This is a genomic window from Mucilaginibacter sp., assembly GCF_035492695.1.
Classification (GTDB): Bacteria; Bacteroidota; Bacteroidia; order Sphingobacteriales; family Sphingobacteriaceae; genus Mucilaginibacter.
Genome location: NZ_DATJJC010000026.1, coordinates 132,332 through 155,229 on the forward strand (window position 1 = coordinate 132,332; position 22,898 = coordinate 155,229).

The window sequence follows — 22,898 nt, forward strand, 5'->3', positions numbered from 1 at the left end:
ATTTGACATGTCTAAAGAGGCCTTGTTTGATTATATTTCATCGTTTTCAGGATTAATACCACTGATAGCGTTTGTTTATAATTTCAAATACCTTGATAAGGTAGCCCGTATTATTGGTTTCTTTCTGATTGTATCATCCTTATCCGACCTGCTGCAATGGATATTCCCGATATGGCACATCGACAATACGATCGTTATAAGTGCTTTTATTGTACTTAACATCATATTTTTCGGTATAATATATTATAGAGTGTTTATTAACCTGGCTATGCGGCGGCTTACGATTATACTATCGGCACTGGCTATTATAATTTCACTTTACTACAGTAAGAATATATATGCCGAACCCTGGGCAAATGCTGCGTCGAGCATTGTTTTTATCATATTTGCCCTTATCTATTTTTACCAGCTGCTTAACTTGCAGGAGTTTGTTCATATCGAAAAGCAAGGCCTTTTTTGGTTCAACGCAGCAGTGCTGTTTTATTTTTCCATCAATATTTTTGTGGTTATGCTTATTGGACGCATCCCGGTTGAAGAACGCGCACAGTATTACATCATTCAGAATATTACCAATATTATTGCTAATTTGTTATTTTCAATTGCTCTACTTTGCCGACCTCAGAAAACAACATAGTTCCAGTACTCATCATAGGCACAACAGTAGTGGTAGTGCTCATTGCCGGTCTGTTTTTCTTTGTGATCGTTTACCAGCGAAAAATGATCAAAAACCAGGTGGCATTACGGCGCCTGGAAGATGAGCGGCAGCAGGAGTTGCTGAAAGCGGTGATAGATGCGCAGGAAAGCGAACGAAAACGCCTGGCCGAGGACCTGCACGACAGTGTTGGGCAGGTGCTTTCGGCCATAAAGCTAAAACTGCATAAACTGGACAAGCTTAATGAGGGTCAAAACGCCATGCTGGCCGATACCCGTAAGCTTACAGATGAATGTATACAGGAGATAAGGAACATCATTCACAATGTATTGCCTCCTGTGCTGACGGATTTTGGCTTGATAGACGCACTGCAGGCGCTATGTGTTAAAATGAATGACAACACACCTATACAAGTGACATTTACCCGAAAGCTTGCGGACGAGCGGTTTGGGTCGGAGATAGAGCTGACGCTTTACCGCATTGCGCAGGAGCTTTTTGGGAATGCCGTCAAACATTCGGAGGCGACAAATATACATGTCGACCTGGCTAAAAACGGCAATACATTGGTGATGAGTTTTCGCGACAATGGCAAAGGGTTCAATATTGAAACCGTTAAGCACGGGTTTGGTATAAAAAACCTCCGCAGCCGCGTGCAGCTCATTAACGGGAAGATAGATATTTACTCGAAACCGCTTAGCGGAACAATAACGACAATAAATATTCCGCTTCCGCGGCGATAAACTTATAATTAATAAATTTATTCTATATTTATCTCGTCCATGAAGCCGATAAATCTTGCAATAGCCGACGATCACAAAATTTTCAGGAATGGTTTAAAAGCCACCCTGGAGGATTGCGCCGATTTCAATTTGATCATAGAAGCATCAAACGGGAAGGAGCTGATAGGACAACTCGCCACCCGTACCCCCGATGTGATATTGATGGACATCAAAATGCCCGAAATGGACGGCATGCAAACGACTGCGCACATCCATCAGAATTTCAAGGATATTAAGGTGCTTGCACTTTCAATGCACAATGAAGACAAATACATTGTGGATATGATGAAGGCTGGTGCATCGGGGTATTTATTAAAGAATGCCGAGCCGGAAGAGATAATAGAAGCAATTTCTACCGTTTACAATAAAGGATTTTATTTCAACGAGCACCTTTCAGTAACCCTTATCAAGCAATTGGTTGGGCCGGGACAGGCCGATGCCGGGCAGCAAAGCATCGAATTGAATGACCGGGAAGTGGAAGTTCTGAAATTAGTTTGCCAGGAATATTCCAACCAGGAAATTGCGGATAAAATATTCCTAAGCGTGCGTACGGTGGAAGGCTACCGGGCGCGGTTGTTTGAAAAGACAGGCTCAAAAAACCTGGTGGGGCTGGTAATATTTGCCATTAAGCGTGGTATTATCAGCGTTTGATTTCTCCTTTTTCTAATTCCATTTTGCATTCTGCAATTCTCCCATAGCTTTGCACTATGGAAACCATTACCTGGCACGATTTTGAGAAAGTCGAACTTCGCGTGGGCACTATACTCGAAGTATCTGATTTTCCTGAAGCACGCAAACCCGCTTACAAAGTAAAAGCCGACTTTGGGCCATACGGTATCAAATGGTCGAGCGCGCAGATCACAAAACATTATACGAAGGAACAATTGGTCGGGCGGCAAATCGTTGGGGTTATTAATTTTCCAAAAAAACAGATCGCCACTTTCATGTCCGGGTTCCTGGTTACCGGCTTTGCCGATGAAAACGGTGATATTGTTTTAACTTCGGTAGAACAAAAAGTGCCGAACGGCAGTAAATTGATGTGATGCGCTACTACACTTTCGGCGATGAGCCGGCCATATCGCCTGATGATTTTTTCATGAATGAGGCGCTGAGGGAAGCCAAGCTGGCTTTGGACGAGGACGAGATCCCGATAGGCGCCATTGTGGTTTGCAAGGGAAAGATCATAGGCAGGGGTCATAACCTGACCGAGCGCCTGAACGATGTATCGGCCCATGCCGAAATGCAGGCTTTAACAGCTGCGGCTAATTTCCTCGGCGGCAAATATCTGAAAGACTGTACGCTTTATGTAACCCTTGAACCCTGTGTAATGTGCGCCGGGGCATCGTACTGGTTCCAGCTGCAAAAGATAGTTTTTGGCGCTTACGATACACGCATGGGTTTTGGCAGGCTGAATCAAAAGATAACCCACCCCAAAACGATTATCACCGGGGGTATAAAGGAAAACGAGTGTGCGGAGTTGATACGGGGGTTTTTCAGGAGTAAGCGGAAAGCCCCGCCAAACCCTCCCCGGTAGGGGGGCTTTTAAAGTGTCTCCTGCAGGGGAGATTTATAAGGGCGTCTCGCAAGAAATTGACATTTAATAGAACAAAAGTCACCCTCATAACTTTATATTTGTAGGATACGATTCACAACCTTTAAAAATAGTTCATTATGGCATTTACACTACCGGCATTGGCCTACGCTACCGATGCTCTGGAACCTCACATCGACAAAATGACGATGGAGATTCACCACGGAAAACACCACCAGGCTTACGTTACCAATTTAAACAAGGCACTCGAAGGTAAACCAGAGGCGGATAGCAATATCGAAGATATCATCAAAAACATTTCGAAGTTCCCGATGGGAGTTCGCAACAACGGCGGTGGTCATTATAACCACACCATGTTTTGGACCCTGCTTTCGCCAAGCGGCGGTGGTGAACCGTCCGGTAAACTGGCTGAAGCAATAACCAGTACGTTCGGTTCGTTTGCCGACTTTAAAACCAAAATGTCCGAAGCCGGTGCAACCCGTTTCGGTTCAGGTTGGGCATGGTTAATTGTTACTGCTGATAAAAAGCTGGCCGTTACATCAACCCCTAACCAGGATAACCCGCTGATGGATATTGCCGAAGTGAAAGGCACGCCTATCTTAGGTATCGACGTTTGGGAGCACGCTTATTACCTGAAATACCAGAACCGCCGCCCGGATTACCTGGCAGCTATCTGGAACGTGATCAACTGGAACCACGTTGCCGAGCTGTACGCAAAAGCAACAGCTTAATTAAAAGCAGATAAAACTTAAAACGGCAGAACTTAAATCACTCTGCCGTTTTTTGTTTAGTATAAAACCATGTCATCGCGAGGAGGGACGACGAAGCAACCTCGTCACACACACCCGACGGGATTGCCGCGCTACGCTCGCAATGACAAACCATTTAGTTATGAAAGCCATCGTATTAGAAGCAGCCGATAAGCCGCTTGTATTAAAAGAAATCGACAAACCCGTATTAAGTTTTGATGAGGTTTTAGTACACATAAAAGCGGCGGCGCTTAACCGCAGGGACTACTGGATAACCGTAGGCAAATACGCGGGGATAAAATATCCGTCGATATTGGGTTCTGATGGCGCTGGTATTGTGTCGGAAACAGGAAAGGATGTTGATAAGCAATGGCTTAATAAAGAGGTAATCATCAACCCATGCCACAACTGGGGATCCAATGCCGATTATCAAAACCGAGATTTCAGCATATTGGGTTTGCCGGAAGACGGCACCCTGGCCGAATATGTAAAGGTCAAAGCGGAATATCTATACCCCAAACCAGCCCACTTAAGTTGGGAGCAGGCAGCTGCATTGCCGCTTGCGGGACTAACAACCTTTCGTGCATTGTTCACCAAGGGTAAGGCAACAAAGGGAGATAAGGTGTTAATAACAGGTGTGGGCGGCGGCACTGGCACATTCACCCTGCAATGGGCGGTTGCTGCAGGTTGCCAGGTATTTGTAACATCCGGTTCGGGCGAGAAGATTGAGAAAGCAAAGCAGATGGGCGCTTCGGCAGGTGTGAGCTATAAAGCGCAAGATTGGGCCGAACAGTTAAAACTGATGGCGGGCGGATTTGATGTGATCGTCGACAGCGCCCTGGGCGATGGCTTTGATAAATTGCTCGAGCTTGCTAACCCCGGCGCAAGGATCGTTTTTTTCGGGGGCACAGCAGGCAATATTCCGCCGCTGAACGGGCGCAAAATATTCTGGAAACAACTGCAGATATTGGGAACAACCATGGGTTCGCCGGATGATTTTAAAGCAATGGTAGATTTTGTGAACCAACACAAGATAATCCCGGTTGTCGATGAAGTATTCCTGTTAGCAGATGCCGATAAAGCGGTGCGCAAGATGGAACACTCATCTCAGTTCGGCAAGATCGTTCTTAAAACCTGACACCTATGCTTCAGCTGCGAATTGAAGCCATCAAATGGGAACTGCCTGATACAGCGACCTTTTTTTTAAAAGAAGTGTCCGGGAAGAAGATAACATATAAAGCGGGCCAGTTTTTGACACTGATATTTACTCACCGCGACGTAGAGATACGGCGCTCGTATTCATTAAGTTCGGCGCCACATGAGGGCGTGCTGGCAGTAACTGTTAAACGCCAGGCCAACGGCGAGATATCCCGCTTTATGCTTACTAAGCTTAAAATTGGTGATATATTAAATGCGGTTGAACCCGCCGGACGCTTTACCGTAAATGACTATCAATCCGAAAAAGACATCTTCTTTTTTGCCGGCGGCAGTGGTATCACTCCTGTTTTTTCACAGATCAAACACGTTCTGGTACGCCAGGGCAGCAGCAAGCTAACGCTGCTTTATAGCAGCGCCGGCATGCCTGTTTTATTTAAAGCCGAACTGGATCAAATCGCCACGGAGTATGCGGAAAGATTGCATATCCATTATTTTATAAGCAGTGAAGGCAGGCGGCTAAGTAACTTGCTGGTTGAACAATTGGTAAAGCAAAACAGCCATTTCGATATTGATAAGGCTGAGTTTTACATCTGCGGCCCCTTTGCCTATATGCGCATGGTCCGGCTGACGTTGCTCTATACCGGAATCGAACCAAACAAGATACGAAAGGAAAATTTTGTGATAGAAACGGTGCCCGTTGCCGGAAACCTGGTCAATTACCCGCCGGGGAGAGTGAAGATCCATTTTAAAGACGAGGTATACGACATAGCTGTTGGCGAAAATCAATCGATACTGCAGGCGGCGCTTCAAAACAAATTAGCCATTCCTTATAGCTGCCGCGTGGGCGCCTGCTCAACCTGTTCGGCTATATGTAAAAGTGGAAAGGTAATTATGTCGGCTAACGAAGTCCTGACCGATGAAGATGTATCAAAAGGGTGGGTGCTAACCTGCACCGGGCACCCGGTAAGTGATGATGTAGTGATCGGATTTCGCGACACCGGAGAATAAAATAAAGGCGGTCACTCTAAAGTTCTCAAAGAGTGAGCGCAGGCCTTCGCGCATGTTTCGAGAGCCTCAACATGACACCCCCTTAGCAATGAAATAGTGCCTGAGTTACCCATAAGCAGATCTACTGCGTTACGGGCAACCAGGACTTAATGTGTAGCAAGCCTTGCGTGCGTTTTGCGATGGGCTATATCTTTAATAGTGACTTTCTTCTTTGACTTTTTCCGTTTGCCAAGCCATACGATAAAGCCGGTTACAGGCAAACTGGCGCATATCAAGCTAACTATGAAAGCTAATATCTTACCTGGCAGGCCCCATATTTGTCCAACATGAATATCGTAGTTCATGGCATTCATTTTCAGGCCGGCGCTTTTCCTGGAATGCGGTAATCGCTTAAGCAATTTACCGCTGAACTTATCGAAATTGTACTCATCGCTTTTGTAATAATGCAGGCTTTGGGCATAGGCCGTTACGCCTACTGCATCCGCTTTGGCTGTTGGGTCGTATATCAAAAACATCTCTGCTTTCGGCGACTGCTGTTGCGCAACCTGTAACGCATGATCAATAATAGGTTGGCCTGCCTTAATCTGCGGAAGCGTATCTGATTTCGGCTCAATCTTTTCATCCGGGTATTTTCTGCCGAAATTGGCAGCATTATAAATACCCTTGTTCACCCAGTCAAAAGCAATAGATAAGCCCGTAATGGCAAGAATGATGGCGATGCTGGTAGCGTAAAAACCAAGTACGTTATGCAGATCATAGTTGATCCTTCGCCAGCGCGAACCCCATTTGATGGTAAAACTTCGCTTGCAGTCGCTTTTGCGCCTGGGCCACCAAAGGATGATACCCGTTATCATCAAAACCAGGAATATCAAAACGGAGATACCCACAACCACACTGCCTATTTTCGGTGGCAGCAGCAGGTACAGGTGAATATATTCGACCACTACAAAGAAATTCGATTGGATATTTTCCCGGTGTATTACCTGCCCGGTATACGGGTTAAGGTAAATGTAATCCAGGCTTTCCTGCCCCTTACTTGCCAGCACTGCTGCCGGCCGGTCCTTGCCGTAATAGTAGATATAATTGACAACAGCTTTTGGATCATCTTTAAGCGCTTTTTGCTTTAGTACCGATGGCGCAAGGTAAGGCTGCTGTAGTATTTCCACCTTTCGGTAGCTGTGAATAGCGTCCTGTATTTCGTCCTGGAAACAGAAAATACAACCGGTAATACTTACAATAACTACCACCAGCCCGGATATAAATCCGAGCCAGCGGTGAATAAATAATATGCTTTTTTTTAAGCGCGTCATCTTAAAACTTATAACCGATGCTCAGGCGTACTGTTCTTGGCGCTTCGGCCTGCCAGCTATATACCGTGGCACCGGTAGAGCTCAGGTAATCTTCGTGCCCTCCCGAATACAGGTATTTATCAAGTACATTATTTACCGTTAACCCCAGGCTGATCTTTTTGACCTGGTAATTAGCACCTGCATCCAAACGGAAATAGTTTGGCAGGTCTGATGTGCCTGTACCTAAACTCCACGGAAGACGATCTATCTGCCATTGATAGCCTGTTGAAAAGCCCAGGCCTTTAAAACCGCCGTGTTGGATGGTATAAGTAAGCCAGGTATTGGTGACATGCTTGGCAAAACCCGGTACGGGGTTGCCGACATTGGCCGGGTCTGTGTCTTTATTGATCTTCGAATCAGTATAAGCATAGTTGGCCATTAAAGTTAGTCCGCGTACGATCTCTCCGCGTGCGTCAAATTCGACCCCGGTTGTTTTGGTTTGACCTAATTGTATCACATAATTAGCTGCCGGATCGCCATGATTATCCGGGTCGCCTACTAATTGGTTGTTCTTGAGTATGCGGTATGCAGATAATGTGGTGCTCCATTTACCACCAAACCAGTCGCGTTTTAAACCTGCTTCCAGGTTATTTCCGGTAACAGGCTTAACTTTGGCACCGCCAAAAATATTGCCGGTTTGAGGTAAAAAGGATTGATCCACGACGGCATAAACAGATGTGTTTGGGTCTATAGAGTAGCTCAACCCAAACCTTGGTGTAAATTTCCGGTCATTGGTCGATCCGGCGTAAGGATCCACCGTAGTGGCATGGGTAAAGCGGGCAGCTACGGTCAGGCGGAGTTTCTGATCGAAAAAACCGAACTCATCCTGTGCGTATATCGACTGATATTTCTCGGTTGAAACAAAATCCTTGCCGCGTACGCTCAAAGGAGTTTTTGTATCAAACACCGGAAGCGTCACGGGCCCGTTGTCAGGATGATAGATATTAAACGGAGTAACCGGGTCGAGCGAGCCAGATTGGTTATAATCGGGGATGTAATATTTATCGCCGATATCCACACCGCCTAATACGCGGTGTTTGATAATGCCTGTTCCAAATTCACCATTAACAAAAGCCTGGGCGAATTTATTCCTGTTTATAGCATCCCAATAGCCAAGGTTACGGTCGATATCGCCATTTTCCTGGATACTGTTTATCCAATACGTGTAAGCTTTTTGATAGTAATAGAAATAAGCGCCTTGCGCAGTAACTTTCCATTTGTCGCTGAACTTATGATCGTAGGTTAAAAATGCACTATGGTCATTGATGGCAGATGACGGCGTATTAGAGGGTGCGTTCGTGAAATCGCGCGGCAGGCTTGCATATCCCTGTGTCGAGAAAAGATAGGCCGTGCCAAAGGCATTCATTCGCTGGTGCTGATAGTTGTATTCAGCGGTCAGGGTGTTTTTGTCGTCAAATTTATAACGCAGTACGGGTGCTATGCCCACCCTGTTGGTAAAATCATACGGCCTCCACGATCCGGCAAGCTGACCCACTGCGTTAAGCCTGTATTGCAATTTGCCGTCTTTGGTAAGTGTGCCGTCAAAGTCGGCAGTAGCGCGGTAGGTATCAAAGCTGCCTGCTGTAAAGCTAAAAGCTTCGCTGGTTGTGCCTGTAGGCTTTTTGGTAACCACGTTATAAAAACCTGAGGGATTGCCGCTGGCCAGCATAAATCCCGCGGGGCCTTTCACAAACTCTATCCGGTCAACAAAGGCCATATCTTCCGTAAGCGGGCCCCACGTAGCTTCAATGTTCATCCCGTTCCGGAAAGCGGCAATCCTATCGCCCCGGGCATTAATGCGTGCGTAATTGCCCCAATGCTCCTGCATGGTCAAACCGCTTACATTACGCGATACGCCTTCCAGCATATTAAATATCTGCTGATCTTTGATCTGCTCACTTGATACCTCCTGTATATTTTGCGGCACTTGCAATACCGGTTCGTTCAAACGCAGGCTGGGTGAGGGCTCATCGAGCTTATATTTTTGCCTCCTGCCCGATATATTGACTTCACTTAGCTGGTTGGCATTTTCTGTCAGTGTAAAATTAACGATGATTGTTTTTCCACCAATTAGCTCAACTTCTGCCTGCTGTGATTTGTGGCCGATATAACTGGCGACCAGCGTATACTTGCCTTGTGGTGCCCTTAGACTAAAAGTTCCATCCTCATCGGTGGTTGTTCCATACCTGGTATTCAATAGTGCGACTGTGACATTTTCAGCAGGTTTATTATCCTGGGTTACTACTTTACCCCGTATGGTGCCCCTCTGCAGATCGTCGTCATCTGCTTTGGTTTGTAGTGGGGCAATAAAGAAGAGAGATAGGAGAATTGTAAAGAAATTCCGGAGATGTTGAGTTTGCTTCATTGTTTATTTAGACTAATTATAAATAATGTCGCAAATGTATAGTTGAAAACCCGACAATCCAAATTATTTAGAAAGATTCTAAACAAAGAGGTTTTTCAAGAAAAAAATAGTTCAAGTCGAAATTGGAATCCCTTATATCTCCATCACTTCCTTTTTCTTCTTACTTTTCATTCGTTTGGGGACGAATTCCAGTATCTCGGTTTTCAGCGCTTCTATCATCCGGCGCTTCAGGAAGTTCTTTTGGATAACGATACTAACCTCACGGGCAGGTTCAGGTGTTTTAAAATAACGGACCTTGTCCAGTTGCTTGTCATTTAATTCGGCCAGGGCCAGCTCGGGTAATATAGTAGCGCCATTGTTCTGATCAACCATTCGTTTCAGCGTTTCTACGCTGCCTGTATTGTATTCAAAATGTAAAAACCCCTTGGTTGATCGCCGCCTCTGGCAGATATTTAAAACCTGTTCGCGCATACAATGGCCCTCGTTTAATATCCATATTTCCTCCATATCGATATCATCAGGTACTATGCTTTTCTTTTTCGAGAGCTTGCTGTGTTTGGATACATAGGCAACAAAATTCTCATAAAAAACAGGGATCTCCGTAAGAGATGGCTCATGCAATGGCGTCGACAGGATACCGCAATCCAGCGTACCCAATTTCAGCTGCTGTATGATCTCCTCGGTTGTCTGCTCCCAAACGATCAATTTTACCTGGGGATATTTCTGGATAAAACTTGAAATGATCTTAGGTAAAATATATGGCGATACTGTAGGGATGATGCCTACTTTCAGTTCGCCGGATAGCTCCTTCTGCCGGTCGGTGATGATCTCTTTTATCTTTTCACTTTCGGCGAGCATTACCCTGGCCTGCTCTATGATCTCGATCCCAATTTCGGTTGGGGTTACAGGCTGCTTGCTGCGATCGAATATCTTTACACCGAGCGTATCTTCCAGTTTCTGCACCTGCATGCTAAGTGTAGGCTGGGTAACAAAACACTTTTCCGCAGCCATCACAAAGCTGCGATAGGTATCGACGGCTACAATATATTCAAGCTGGGTAATGGTCATATAGAGCAAATCTAATTAAAATTTTATAATTATTGATTTTCTCTATTTTATAAACCGCGCTAAGTTTGTAAATTGTTAATGGTGAGTATTGAATAAAAAGACCCCAATAGCTTGATACTATTGGGGTCTTTTGTTATTTCGCGAAAACAGCAACCTATTCACTATTGACTATTCACCATTCACTACTCCACCGTCACTGACTTGGCCAAATTCCTTGGCTGATCGACGTTGCAACCGCGCATTACCGCTATATGATAAGACAGCAATTGCAAGGGTATAGTGGCCAGCAATGGTACAAATGCTTCGGCAGTTTGCGGTATTTCGATCACATAATCGGCCATTGCCTTTACGTCGGTATCACCTTCGGTCACGATAGCGATCACATGGCCTTTCCGCGCTTTCACCTCCTGGATATTGCTGATCACCTTTTCGTAGGACGAATGCCTGGTGGCAATAAAAACTACCGGCATCTCATCATCTATCAAGGCTATTGGTCCGTGTTTCATCTCAGCCGCCGGGTAACCTTCGGCGTGTATATAGGATATTTCCTTCAGCTTTAAAGCGCCTTCCAGTGCCACCGGGAACGAACTTCCACGGCCCAGGAACAGGCAATTAGTAGAGTCCTTGAACCGGGCAGCGATCTTTTTTACATGATCGTTGGATCTGAGCGCCTTTTCAACCAGTTCAGGTATTTCATTAAGTTCGGTTAAGTATTCAACCAGCTTACTTTGGGTTATGGTGCCACGTTGCTGCGCAATGTAGAAGGCCATCAGGGTAAGCACGCTCACCTGCGCGGTAAACGCCTTCGTAGAGGCCACGCCAATTTCCGGCCCTGCATGTGTATAAACACCTGCGTGCGTTGTGCGGGGGATGGACGCACCTACCACGTTGCAAATACCAAATATCGTCGCCCCCTTTTCCTTCGCCAATTCGATAGCTGCCATGGTGTCGGCGGTTTCGCCTGATTGGGAGATGGCTATAACCAAATCTTTTTCGTTGATGATGGGGTTGCGATACCTGAATTCCGACGCATATTCTACCTCAACAGGTACGCGCGCGTATTCTTCTATCAGGTATTCACCAACCAGTCCTGCGTGCCACGAGGTGCCGCAGGCTACAATGATGATCCTGTCAACATTCTTCAGCTTTTCGGCATATTCCTTTATGCCGCCTAACTGAACTTTGCCTTGCTGGGGATATATTCTGCCGCGCATACAATCGCGTATGGAACGCGGCTGTTCATATATCTCCTTTAGCATAAAGTGATCGTAACCGCCTTTTTCCAGCATTTCCAGCTTCAGTTCGAGCTCGTGGATATAGGGGGTTTGCACCGTATTATCGATGTTCTTGATCAGCAGGTCGTTGCGACGGATATAGGCAATTTCATTATCATTAAGATAGATCACATTTTTAGTGTACTCTACTATTGGGGTCGCATCAGAAGCTATAAAGTATTCGCCTTCTCCAACACCGATCACCATCGGGCTGCCTTTGCGGGCTGCTATCAGCTGATCCGGCTCATCGGCGCTCATGATAACAATGGCGTATGCCCCGATCACTTTATTCAGAGCTATTCTTACTGCTTCGCGAAGGTCGAGGCCGGTTTCCTTTTGAATGTCTTCCACCAGGTGTATCAAAACTTCGGTATCGGTGTCGCTAAGGAAAACATGACCCTTTGCGAGTAAAGTTTCCTTGATTACCGCATAATTTTCGATGATCCCGTTATGGATAATGGTTAGCTTACGATCGCCCGACGAATGCGGGTGCGAGTTACGGTCGCTGGGCGCGCCGTGTGTGGCCCAGCGCGTGTGGCCCATCCCGATAGAACCTTTTGTATTCAACCCATCGGTAAAGTGCTCCAGGTCGCTCACTTTCCCGGCCTTTTTATAAACTTTAAGATCTTTATCAATGAGCGCTACGCCTGCGCTATCATATCCGCGATACTCCAACCGGTGTAACCCCTTGATAACTATAGGGTAAGCATCCCTGTAACCTATATAACCTACAATGCCGCACATAAATAGAAGTTTTTAAATTTAAAAAGTACAAAAATAACGGCCTGCCCCGTAAAAGCAATAGGAGTGGCGAATTATAATCCAAATAAAACGAAAACGGCCCTGAGACAGGGCCGTTTATTAATTATTTATTTTGGTGTAAGTAATGTTGAGCTTGATCCGGTAAGGAGAGGTCTTGTCTGTGCCGACGGCAATGGTGCGGCCACCGGTTTGCGGTGTGGGGGCAATATCGACAGTTTGCGTGTTTGTGGTGTCAACCGGAGCGATGTAAGTGCCGTAATCGATCGTTTTACCGTCCATCAGGTCCTGAATATAGGCCGTAACGGTAAAATGATAGTTTTTTAATGATGGACTATAATAACCGCCGAAGACTCCTATACCACCCGAGCGGGCGTCGTTTGAACTTGCATCGGGCAATTCGGCCAGGGTATGGGCTATGTCATACCGGTACATCGTCAGCTTTGGTTGCGCATTGTAGGGTATGTTGCTTCCCGGAACCGGTGTAATAACCAGTTCGGCCTTATTAATGACTATCCTGGAACCGATGGTTTTAATAATGCTTTTTAAATAGGGGAAACTTATCTTCGCTTTTAAACCTGCAAGTCCCTGGAAATAGATAACATCCCTAGAACCGCCGGTTGTGTTTGCAAGCTCGGTGGTTACCGCCGTCGAAGGCGTTCTTTTTATCTGTACAGCATGGGTAGATGACAGCGGTAACGAAACAGTTGCTGTGTCTATAGTTGTTCCGTTATTGGCGCGGTAATATACATTGAGCGAATCGGCTAAAGAGAACATAAATGTCCCACCCGGACCGGTTGTGCCCGATTTGTCAAGGGTAAGGTACAGGCCCTTGACATTGTTCAGGAAAACCGTATTGGAACTAAGTTGCGCGCTGCTTGCATTAAACAGGATGGTATTGATAAAATTCTTATCAATAGGCACCCTTAATTGCGGCCCCACACGTTTCAGCGTGTCCGGCGCGCCGGTTATAATATCGTATATTTTAACGCTGTCGTGAGTACGTGCATAAAAACTGCGGGTTCCAACAATTGTGTTATTGTAGTTCCAGCTTTTTGTGTTAAAATACGTTTGGTTAAGCGGCCTCTCAGCTAACTGGTATACGTTGATCTTATACCTTGATGTAAGCGAATCGCCATAAAATCCATCGGCATATTTTAATACAAGAACGGCCGAATCGACGGTTACAGTACCTGTAGGCAGCGAATAAGCGTTCTGATTCGGAAGATTAAGTGCAACAGCAATGTTTGCTTCAGTTGTACCCAATACAGGGTCCTGGAAATAGCCCAGGGCGTTTTTTGTTAAGCCTGAAGTTACCACCGAATCTTCAGGAACAGTATTAACCACAATTGTCGCAGTGTCGATCATCGTACTATTCAACTGGGTTGATGAGGTCACCCCCAGCCCTATGGTACTCTCGTTCCTGCAGCTATTTAAAATAAAAAGACTTATTAACAGGGTCAATAAGTCTAATCTAAGAAATTTCATATCCGATCTCAATACTTATGCAACATGTACCAATTCTTCGTTGGTAATTTCGTCGTAAAAATTGTAATAATTTTCGAAATCAGAAGTGGAATCGAACTCTAAAACCGATTTATGGCTGTTTTTAACATTATTTAACACTTCATCGTCAATATTCTCGCTACCCAAAACTATTCCGTCGGAATAGTGGATTGCGCCTGCGTGAAGCGCCGAAGCGGTGCCTGGTTTGTAAACTTCAGTGTGCGTTTCGGTCATATCGGTCATAACCGCCTTGTTAGCAAAATCAGAATTTAGCTTACCGGTAAAATCATTGTCGTAAACCGAGTAAACTACCTTTGAGTTTTTGAAGGTCGGATCGTCCTTATAAGTAGTTTTCAGATAAGCCGGAACAAGCGAGCTCATCCAGCCGTGGCAATGGATCACATCAGGCGCCCAGCCCAATTTTTTAACAGTTTCTAATGCACCTTTGCAGAAGAAGATCATCCTTTCATCATTGTCAGCATAAAATTTCCCGTCCTTATCATTAAACACATGCTTGCGCTGAAAGTATTCCTCGTTGTCGAGGAAATAAACCTGCATACGCGCGGCCGGGATCGAGGCTACCTTAATGATCAAAGGATTGTCATTATCATTAATGATGATGTTCATACCCGATAAACGGATCACTTCATGCAACCTGTTCCTGCGCTCATTGATATTTCCAAAACGCGGCATCAGGATACGGATCTCGTAGCCTTTGTCCTGCATTGCCTGTGGCAATTGACGCGTGATTTCAGAAATTTTTGTGAGTTCGAGGAAAGGGGACATTTCGTGTGTAATGAACAGAAGCTTAGATTTACCCATCTCTAGTCAGTTATTAAAATTATGTAAAGAAGTCAAAAAATTTGAGTCTGCAAATATAAGCATTATCTTATGAATTACCAACGTATTATGCAAGTTAGTTTTGGTTATATTTAATCAATTACACAACTTTGCCCCATTTTTATAACTTTTTAAGTCGTTGAAGACATATACAAGCAGGAACGGCCTTGGCGAATACCTAAGCGGGTTGCGCGGGGGTAATAAAACCATCGGTTTTGTACCAACCATGGGCGCTTTACACCAGGGACACCTTTCACTGATAGCTATTGCACAACAGCGTTGCGATGTGGTTGCTTGCAGCATTTTTGTAAACCCCACCCAGTTTAATGATCCTAAAGACCTTGAAAAATACCCCCGCCCGATACAGTCAGATATCGAAAAACTGGAGCAGGCCGGTTGCGATATTTTATTCAACCCCGAAGTAAATGAAATGTATGCCGGGAATGAGCAATGGCATTTGGACCTTGGCGAATTGGAACATTTGCTGGAAGGCAAGTTCAGGCCGGGGCATTACCAGGGGGTTACGCAGGTGGTATATAAACTGTTCGATATTGTGAAACCGGACATGGCCTTTTTCGGTCAGAAGGATTACCAGCAATTCCTGGTAATACAGAAGATGGCGGATATGCTGAACCTGCCGGTTAAGCTGGTGATGTGCCCCATCCTGCGCGAACCGGATGGCCTTGCCATGAGTTCGCGGAATATCCATCTGTCGGCTGAAGACCGTCGGCGTGCGCTGGTGCTTTCGAAAACGTTAAATTGGGTAAAAGAAAATTTTAATACAGCCAGCATCGACTCATTACAACAAGAAAGTGCTGCGATGATAAGTGCCGAACCCGGCGTAAGCCTTGAGTACTTTGAGATAGCAGACGGCAGGGATCTGCACCCTGCAACTGCCGACAGCCGTACCATCGTGGCTTTGGTAGCCGCAAAAGTTGGCAATACAAGGCTTATAGACAATGAGATATTGAGTTCATAGCTCACAGATAACGGTTCATCGGAATTTTGGAAGGTAATATGACATGGCTATGAACCATGATCCATCAACTATGAACAACTAATAGTACTTTTGCAAAATGATTATAGAGGTATTGAAATCCAAGATACATCGGGCCAAGGTTACCCAGGCTGAGCTGAACTATGTGGGCAGCATTACGATAGACGAGGATTTGATTGAGGCAGCGAACATCATCCCTAACGAGAAGGTTCAGATAGTAAATAACAACAACGGCGCAAGGTTTGAGACCTATGTGATAAGGGGCGAACGTGGCAGCGGTACCGTATGCCTGAATGGCGCCACAGCCCGCCTCGCACAGGTTGGCGATATTGTGATCATTATGTCGTACGCCCACATGGAGATGGAAGAGGCGCGCAATTATAAGCCCCTGCTTGTATTTCCTGACTCTGATAACAAATTGATCAAGTAAGAACTTGTTTAGTCTTTAGGGTTAGGATAAGCGCTAAGGTCCAGTATCACATGCAGGCTCACGTCCCTTGTAAAAGTTTTCCGCACCTTATAAACCATCCGCACCTTTATATTAGGTTCGCGAACCAGCTGATCCAGGAATTTCGAATTGTCAATATCAAGATTGATCTCGTTTCCGGCGTTGGCGGTGATATCCTGACGTTGCGCCACCTGCATTTCATCCGTCCCGTCGTCTTTAGAAAGAAATATTTTTACTGAACTCAGGTTGCCGATATTGTAGTCGGAAGGGTCGTCCGCCCTTAGTTTTGCTGAAATAACCCGTACCAGGGTTATCCTGTCCGCATTATTGCCGCTTTTGCTGAAATTCTGATCGAAACTATTGGCAATGTTGACAGCTGAATATTCGTTGCCCGCTTGTGCGGATGATACTACGGTGAGTGAACTGGTATAAGGAAAGGACGATTTGATAATGGATTGGTACATGGCGCAGCCGCCGGTTAAGATCGTAAGGATAACAATTGGTATTAAATATCTTCTCATCATTCCGCGTATTAGATTGCCCTTAAGCAGTATGGTAAATATAAAAAATCTGTATTTACATTGCTATGATTTAACTCACAAATGGCAGGAATTAAATTTTAAAAAAATCCATCCCTAATTCTTTCATAAACCCTATCTTTGCATCCCGACGCTGAAGTCGGGTTTTTCGCTTTCAGCGCATAGACAAATAGTTCATAGTTAATGGATCATAGCGCATAACCCACCCGGGGAAACCATGAATCATCAACCATGAACCATAAGCTTCAAAAAAGACTATGCCAAAAGACACCTCCATTAAATCCATCTTAATTATCGGTTCAGGCCCCATTATTATAGGCCAGGCTTGTGAATTTGATTACGCCGGATCGCAAGCCGCGCTTTCATTAAAAGAAGAAGGCATTTCGGTATCCATCATCAACAGCAACCCGGCAACCATCATGACCGACAAAGTAATTGCCGACCATGTGTACCTTTTACCACTTAACTGCGCCAGTATTGAACAAATACTGAAAGAACAGAAAATAGATGCAGTGCTGCCTACCATGGGTGGCCAAACCGCTTTAAACCTTTGCATTGAAGCCGATGAACAGGGGTTATGGGAAAAATATGGTGTAAAGATCATAGGGGTTGATATTGCCGCCATTGAAAAAACCGAGAACCGCGAGGCCTTTCGCCAGTTGATGGTGGATATAGGCATAGGTGTGGCAAGCTCTAAAATTGCCAACTCGTTTTTAGAAGGCAAGGAAGCTGCCCAGCAGATAGGTTTCCCGCTGGTGATAAGGCCAAGTTATACCCTTGGCGGAACAGGCGGTGGTTTTGTGCATAAAAAGGAAGATTTTGATGCAGCCCTAAGCCGTGGTTTGCAGGCATCACCCACACACGAGGTTTTAGTGGAGCAGGCTGTTATAGGCTGGAAAGAGTTTGAGCTGGAACTGCTGCGCGACAGCCGGGATAATGTGATCATTATCTGCTCTATCGAAAATTTTGACCCTATGGGTATTCATACCGGCGATTCGATAACTGTGGCCCCGGCAATGACATTGAGCGACCGTTGTTATCAGGAAATGCGCAACCAGGCTATCAAAATGATGCGTGCCATCGGTAACTTTGCCGGGGGATGTAATGTGCAGTTCTCGGTAAATCCTGCTGACGAAGCCATCATTGCTATCGAGATCAACCCGCGCGTGTCGCGGTCTTCGGCCCTGGCGTCAAAAGCAACCGGTTATCCAATTGCGAAAATAGCCGCTAAACTGGCGATAGGATACAACCTGGACGAAATAGAAAACCAGATCACTAAAACCACATCGGCCTATTTTGAGCCGACATTGGATTACGTTATCGTAAAAGTTCCGCGCTGGAACTTTGATAAATTTAAAGGCGCCAATAAATATCTTGGTTTACAGATGAAGTCGGTAGGCGAGGTAATGGGTATTGGCCGCAGCTTTATTGAAGCTTTGCAGAAAGCCTGCCAGAGCCTGGAGATAGGAAGGTCGGGTTTGGGTGCCGATGGCCGCCAGAGCCGCAACCTGGAAGAGATAATGAGCAGCCTTGAAAACCCGAGCTGGGACAGGCTTTTCCATATTTACGATGCCCTAAGCCTGGGTGTGCCGATAGAGTCGGTACGGAAGGCGACCAAAATAGACCGCTGGTTTTTGAACCAGATACAGGAAATAGTAAACCTTGAAGTAGAACTTCGCCGCTATTCACTGAACAACATACCTACCGAATTTTTCTTCACGCTGAAACAAAAAGGATTTTCGGACGCGCAAATAGCGCATATCCTGACCAACGTAACCGAAGAAGAGGTTTATCAGCGCCGTGCCGGTTTGGGCATACGCCGGGTTTACAAAATGGTGGACACTTGTGCTGCGGAGTTCCAGGCTAAAACACCTTATTATTATTCAACTTACGAAGGCGAGAACGAGTCGCTTGTATCAGATAAGAAAAAGATCATCGTATTAGGCTCGGGCCCTAACCGTATCGGACAGGGTATCGAGTTCGATTATAGCTGCGTACATGGTTTGCTGGCCGCTAAGGAATCGGGCTATGAGGCTATCATGATCAACTGCAACCCGGAGACAGTGTCGACAGATTTTAACATGGCCGATAAGCTATACTTTGAGCCTGTTTTCTGGGAACATGTGCGCGAGATCATCGAACTGGAAAAACCGGAAGGCGTAATTGTTCAGCTGGGTGGCCAAACGGCTTTAAAAATGGCTGAAAAGCTGCATGAGCACGGCATTAAAATTATCGGCACCTCGTTCGACAACATGGATATTGCCGAGGACCGCGGCCGTTTCTCCGACCTGTTGAAAGACCTGGATATACCTTACCCTAAATATGGCGTAGCCGAAAATGCTGAAGAGGCAATTGAAGTGGCGCACAAAGTAGGCTATCCGGTACTGGTTCGCCCAAGTTATGTATTAGGCGGACAGGGTATGAGCATTGTGATAAACGATGAGGACCTGGAAAAAGCGGTTGTTAGCCTGCTACGTAACCTGCCTGGAAACCGTGTGCTGATAGATCACTTTCTTGACCGTGCTGAAGAGTCGGAATCCGATTCTATCCACGACGGCGAGGATGTACATATCATCGGCCTGATGGAACACATCGAGCCAGCCGGTATCCACTCGGGCGACTCGAGCGCGGTGTTGCCGCCATTCAACTTATCAGAAAACGTCATCCGGCAGATGGAGCAGCATACTGAAAAGATAGCCCGTGCGTTAAATGTACGTGGCCTGCTGAATATTCAGTTTGCCATTAAGGATGAAAAGGTATATGTAATAGAGGCTAACCCGCGCGCATCGCGCACGGTGCCTTTTATCGCAAAAGCTTATGATGTGCCTTATATTAATATAGCGGCGAAGATTATGCTGGGTGTGAATAAATTGAAAGACTTCACCATTGAACGAAAATTGAAGGGCTTTGCCATCAAAGAACCGGTATTCTCGTTCGATAAGTTTCCTGAAGTAAATAAGGAGCTGGGCCCCGAAATGAAATCGACCGGCGAAGCTATCCGCTTTATACCAAACCTGGAGGATCCTTACTTCAGGCACCTGTATAAGGAAAAATCGATGTACCTGAGTAAATAATTTAAACATTGGCATAGAAAGTGTCGTATTACAGGCACTAAGTGTAGCATGGATAAGGAATTTTTTAATTTTAAAAACGCCGACCCCGAGTATCTTGAAGGCGTTCTATTGAAGATCCAAAGATCATTTAATATTGAGTTTGATAACGAAGGTTTGAAAAATGTGAAGACATTCGGCGGCGTTTGCGATTTAATAGTCAGCAAAATCAACCAGGGTCATGCTGATCATTGCACAACACAGCACTCGTTTTACCAGTTGCGGAATTCGATCTCAGCTATAACCCATATAGACAAGTGCAGTATAACACCTCATACCAGGTTGTCAAAGTTATTCCCACGCGAAACGCGTTTGCAGGTGATCACTGAGATAGAGCAGGACCTGGGTTTCGACACCAAACTATTGAAGCCAAAGCAATGGGTGATAACGCTGTTCTCACTCCTGTTAATGGCATCCGTTGCCGGACTTTTTTATAACTGGCAGATAGGCGTGGCAGGGATTTTGGCATCACTTGCCGGATTGAAACTTGCGGGGAAATTTGGGAAAGAAATTCATCTTAAAACTGTGGGCGATATGGCCAATAAGATATGCCGCGAAAGCCGCCACGCATGTACGATAAATAAAAATGAAGTTGAGCAGAAAGTCCGCGAAATTTTAGAAAAGCACCTTCAGCTTCAACCGGTCGTTTTGCAAAGGCATTAATTGCCCTTCAGCAACTAATCCACCATCATCCCCTTTACTTCAAAGGTAAGCCGCCGTTTTGGGGCGGTTTTTACGTCGTGCTGTTTTTTGCCCTTTACCGTATCGCCGGCAAAATGTTGCAGATCATCGGCAATGAATAGTTTTTGAGCAATAACATCCATCACTACGGTCTTGCCGGCAAGTGAAGGTGGTACCTTTACTCCAGCAACGGAAAAATGCGCGGCTATGGTTTTACCCTTTCCGCCATCGATAAGAAATTTGCCTTTCTTTACTGACAATACTTTTCCGCGTACAGCTACGCTGATACGGGTCTTTTGGGCCATAAAGCCCTCAACTCTGTTTGCGGCAACTATACCCGTGGTGTCGGGCTTGGCACCGTAAACGGTGCCATGTGCAGGCGCTGTATGATCCTGGGCGAATGCAGGAATAGAAAATAGCAAGGCAAGTAATAAACTGAATGTTTTCATCGTATAGTTATCTGAATAACAGCAGATGCCTTTTATGGTTTTTGCCGAAAGGGATATTGTTAATATTTGTTAAATGGGTTTATTAAGTAACTTTTTTAAACTACTATTGAAATCTGTTAATAATTAGGCTGTTTTGGTTAAGTTTGCGGGATATTCAGAAAAGGCCGGCAAAGTGATAAGGCTTAACGCAGTGCATTAAAAAAGAAAATTTATTCAATGAAAAAACCCCTACTATCGCTTATACTTTTTATCTCGTTCGCAGCTTTTTTGGGCAGCGGATGCAAAAAAAAATCAACTACTGATACCAGTGCGCCTTCGTTAACCACCCAGGATGTGATATTGGATGTTACCTCCACAACTGCACAAAGCGGCGGTACCATAACTTCAATCGGCGGCGCGGCGCTGTCTGCAAACGGCGTATGTTACAGTTCGTCCAACCACACACCCACTATAGCCGACACCAAAACCAGCGAAACTTTAATATACACCAGCTATTCGTTTACGAGTAACCTTAGCGACCTTACCCCCAATACCACCTATTACGTGCGTGCATATGCAACAAATATGTATGGCACAGCCTACGGCGCGGTGGTGAGTTTTACAACAAGCGCGACCATATCGGCGGTTACAGGTACTGTAACAACCTTCGCTGGCGACGGAACTGGGGGCTACCTGGATGGAAACGGAACCGGGGCCGAATTCAGCAACCCGCAGGGGCTTGCCATGGACGCCGCAGGCAATATTTATGTATCAGATTCTTTCAATAACCGTATCCGCAAAATTGCCACCGACGGGACGGTTACCACTATTGCCGGTAACGGCACCGCAGGGTATGTTGATAGCGCCGATGGCGCCAGCGCCGAGTTTTATGCCCCGGCCGGTTTAACTGTGGACGGCCAGGGTAATATTTACGTAGCGGACTACGGCAATAATGTGATCCGCAAAATAACTGCTGCCGGAGCGGTAAGCACTTATGCAGGCAACGGTGTTGCGGCCTATGTAGATGGCGCGGCTGTCAATGTAGCGGCGTTTAGCGGGCCAAGCGGCGTGGCATTGGACGCACAGGGAAACTTATATGTTGCCGACCGCAATAATAACATGATCCGCAAAATAACCGCAGCCGGAGTAGTAAGCCGCATAGCAGGTATAACAACAGCGGGCTATGTTAATACAACGGTTGATGTCAGTAATAGTGTGTATGGCGCGTTCAAAAAGCCCGTGGGCGTAGTTGTCGACGCACAGGGGAATATTTATGTGGCCGATGGCGGCAACAGTGCCATCAGGCAGATTACGCCCGCAGGCGTGATAACCACCATAGCCGGCGGCCCGGGTCAATCGGCCCTTATCGGCGATGCTGCTGCTTTATGTATCGACGGTTCTGGAGACTTATTTATATCCGACGCTGCAGGCCGGATCATCGAACTTACGTCGACCCGTACATTATATTATCTTGCCGGAACTTCTGCGGTATTTGGTTACGCCGATGGGTCGGGGACCGATGCGAAATTTAATTCGCCACGGGGTATTGCTGTAAATACCGCGGGTGATATTTATGTGGCCGACCAGAACAATAACCGGATTCGTAAAGTGGTAGTTGTTGTAAGCGACTAAGACG

21 protein-coding genes are annotated in these 22,898 nt (G+C 45.8%); 13 read left to right on the top strand and 8 right to left on the bottom strand.

Annotation, left to right across the window (positions count from 1 at the left end; translation table 11 throughout):
• Positions 1–7: 7 nt before the first annotated feature.
• The 8 genes from VL525_RS15630 to VL525_RS15665 all read left to right on the top strand — a co-directional run bounded on the left by VL525_RS15630 (position 8) and on the right by VL525_RS15665 (position 5,898).
• The gene (locus tag VL525_RS15630) at positions 8–634 is read left to right on the top strand and encodes a hypothetical protein (RefSeq protein WP_325387971.1); all 627 of its coding nucleotides are present in this window, start codon (positions 8–10) and stop codon (positions 632–634) included.
• Positions 610–1,392, top strand: a complete 783-nt coding sequence (locus tag VL525_RS15635; RefSeq protein ID WP_325387972.1) for a sensor histidine kinase — start codon at positions 610–612, stop codon at positions 1,390–1,392. Before VL525_RS15630 ends, VL525_RS15635 begins: the two co-directional genes overlap by 25 nt.
• 39 nt (positions 1,393–1,431) lie before the next feature.
• Positions 1,432–2,082, top strand: a complete 651-nt coding sequence (locus VL525_RS15640) for a response regulator transcription factor (RefSeq protein WP_325387973.1) — start codon at positions 1,432–1,434, stop codon at positions 2,080–2,082.
• Positions 2,083–2,138: 56 nt separating this feature from the next.
• On the top strand, positions 2,139–2,474 hold the full coding sequence (locus VL525_RS15645) for a tRNA-binding protein (RefSeq protein WP_325387974.1): 336 nt from the start codon (positions 2,139–2,141) through the stop codon (positions 2,472–2,474).
• Complete coding sequence (locus VL525_RS15650) at positions 2,474–2,965, top strand: nucleoside deaminase (RefSeq protein ID WP_325387975.1); 492 nt, start codon at positions 2,474–2,476, stop codon at positions 2,963–2,965. The genes VL525_RS15645 and VL525_RS15650 overlap by 1 nt, the downstream gene beginning before the upstream one ends.
• A 137-nt stretch (positions 2,966–3,102) precedes the next feature.
• Positions 3,103–3,714 (top strand): superoxide dismutase, encoded by a 612-nt coding sequence (locus VL525_RS15655; RefSeq protein WP_325387976.1) that lies wholly within the window; start codon positions 3,103–3,105, stop codon positions 3,712–3,714.
• A 160-nt stretch (positions 3,715–3,874) separates the two neighbouring features.
• Complete coding sequence (locus VL525_RS15660; RefSeq protein WP_325387977.1) at positions 3,875–4,870, top strand: zinc-binding dehydrogenase; 996 nt, start codon at positions 3,875–3,877, stop codon at positions 4,868–4,870.
• 5 nt (positions 4,871–4,875) lie between these two features.
• Positions 4,876–5,898, top strand: coding sequence for a ferredoxin--NADP reductase (locus VL525_RS15665; protein WP_325387978.1), 1,023 nt, complete (start codon positions 4,876–4,878; stop codon positions 5,896–5,898).
• 146 nt (positions 5,899–6,044) lie between these two features.
• On the opposite strand, the gene VL525_RS15670 is transcribed toward VL525_RS15665, so the two are convergent.
• From VL525_RS15670 to VL525_RS15695, 6 genes are all read right to left on the bottom strand, one after another.
• The gene (locus tag VL525_RS15670; RefSeq protein ID WP_325387979.1) at positions 6,045–7,208 is read right to left on the bottom strand and encodes a PepSY-associated TM helix domain-containing protein; all 1,164 of its coding nucleotides are present in this window, start codon (positions 7,206–7,208) and stop codon (positions 6,045–6,047) included.
• 1 nt (position 7,209) lies between these two features.
• Positions 7,210–9,612 carry a TonB-dependent receptor gene (locus tag VL525_RS15675; RefSeq protein ID WP_325387980.1) on the bottom strand — a complete coding sequence of 801 codons (2,403 nt, stop codon included), beginning with the start codon at positions 9,610–9,612 and terminating at the stop codon, positions 7,210–7,212.
• Between the two features lie 132 nt (positions 9,613–9,744).
• A complete protein-coding gene (locus VL525_RS15680; protein ID WP_325387981.1) occupies positions 9,745–10,680 on the bottom strand; it encodes a hydrogen peroxide-inducible genes activator in 936 nt (311 codons plus the stop codon).
• Between the two features lie 182 nt (positions 10,681–10,862).
• Complete coding sequence (glmS, locus tag VL525_RS15685) at positions 10,863–12,698, bottom strand: glutamine--fructose-6-phosphate transaminase (isomerizing) (RefSeq protein WP_325387982.1); 1,836 nt, start codon at positions 12,696–12,698, stop codon at positions 10,863–10,865.
• 117 nt (positions 12,699–12,815) lie between these two features.
• On the bottom strand, positions 12,816–14,201 hold the full coding sequence (locus VL525_RS15690; RefSeq protein WP_325387983.1) for a DUF4270 family protein: 1,386 nt from the start codon (positions 14,199–14,201) through the stop codon (positions 12,816–12,818).
• A gap of 15 nt (positions 14,202–14,216) precedes the next feature.
• On the bottom strand, positions 14,217–15,041 hold the full coding sequence (locus VL525_RS15695) for a glycogen/starch synthase (RefSeq protein WP_325387984.1): 825 nt from the start codon (positions 15,039–15,041) through the stop codon (positions 14,217–14,219).
• A gap of 157 nt (positions 15,042–15,198) precedes the next feature.
• Here VL525_RS15695 and panC point away from each other — a divergent pair, with 157 nt between their 5' ends.
• Positions 15,199–16,038, top strand: coding sequence for a pantoate--beta-alanine ligase (gene panC, locus VL525_RS15700; protein ID WP_325387985.1), 840 nt, complete (start codon positions 15,199–15,201; stop codon positions 16,036–16,038).
• Positions 16,039–16,135: 97 nt separating this feature from the next.
• A complete protein-coding gene (gene panD, locus VL525_RS15705) occupies positions 16,136–16,486 on the top strand; it encodes an aspartate 1-decarboxylase (protein WP_325387986.1) in 351 nt (116 codons plus the stop codon).
• An 8-nt stretch (positions 16,487–16,494) separates the two neighbouring features.
• Here the strand turns inward: panD and VL525_RS15710 are convergent, their stop codons facing one another.
• Positions 16,495–17,028, bottom strand: a complete 534-nt coding sequence (locus VL525_RS15710; protein ID WP_325387987.1) for a hypothetical protein — start codon at positions 17,026–17,028, stop codon at positions 16,495–16,497.
• Between the two features lie 272 nt (positions 17,029–17,300).
• On the opposite strand from VL525_RS15710, the gene carB reads away from it, so the two are divergent.
• Together carB and VL525_RS15720 are read left to right on the top strand one after the other, a co-directional pair.
• Positions 17,301–20,117 (top strand): carbamoyl-phosphate synthase large subunit, encoded by a 2,817-nt coding sequence (gene carB, locus VL525_RS15715; RefSeq protein ID WP_325387988.1) that lies wholly within the window; start codon positions 17,301–17,303, stop codon positions 20,115–20,117.
• Between the two features lie 48 nt (positions 20,118–20,165).
• Complete coding sequence (locus VL525_RS15720; protein ID WP_325387989.1) at positions 20,166–20,816, top strand: hypothetical protein; 651 nt, start codon at positions 20,166–20,168, stop codon at positions 20,814–20,816.
• Positions 20,817–20,830: 14 nt separating this feature from the next.
• Here VL525_RS15720 and VL525_RS15725 read toward each other — a convergent pair whose 3' ends face one another.
• Positions 20,831–21,283, bottom strand: a complete 453-nt coding sequence (locus tag VL525_RS15725; protein WP_325387990.1) for a DUF4920 domain-containing protein — start codon at positions 21,281–21,283, stop codon at positions 20,831–20,833.
• Positions 21,284–21,499: 216 nt separating this feature from the next.
• Here VL525_RS15725 and VL525_RS15730 point away from each other — a divergent pair, with 216 nt between their 5' ends.
• Complete coding sequence (locus VL525_RS15730) at positions 21,500–22,894, top strand: NHL repeat-containing protein (RefSeq protein WP_325387991.1); 1,395 nt, start codon at positions 21,500–21,502, stop codon at positions 22,892–22,894.
• The last annotated feature ends 4 nt before the right edge of the window (positions 22,895–22,898 follow it).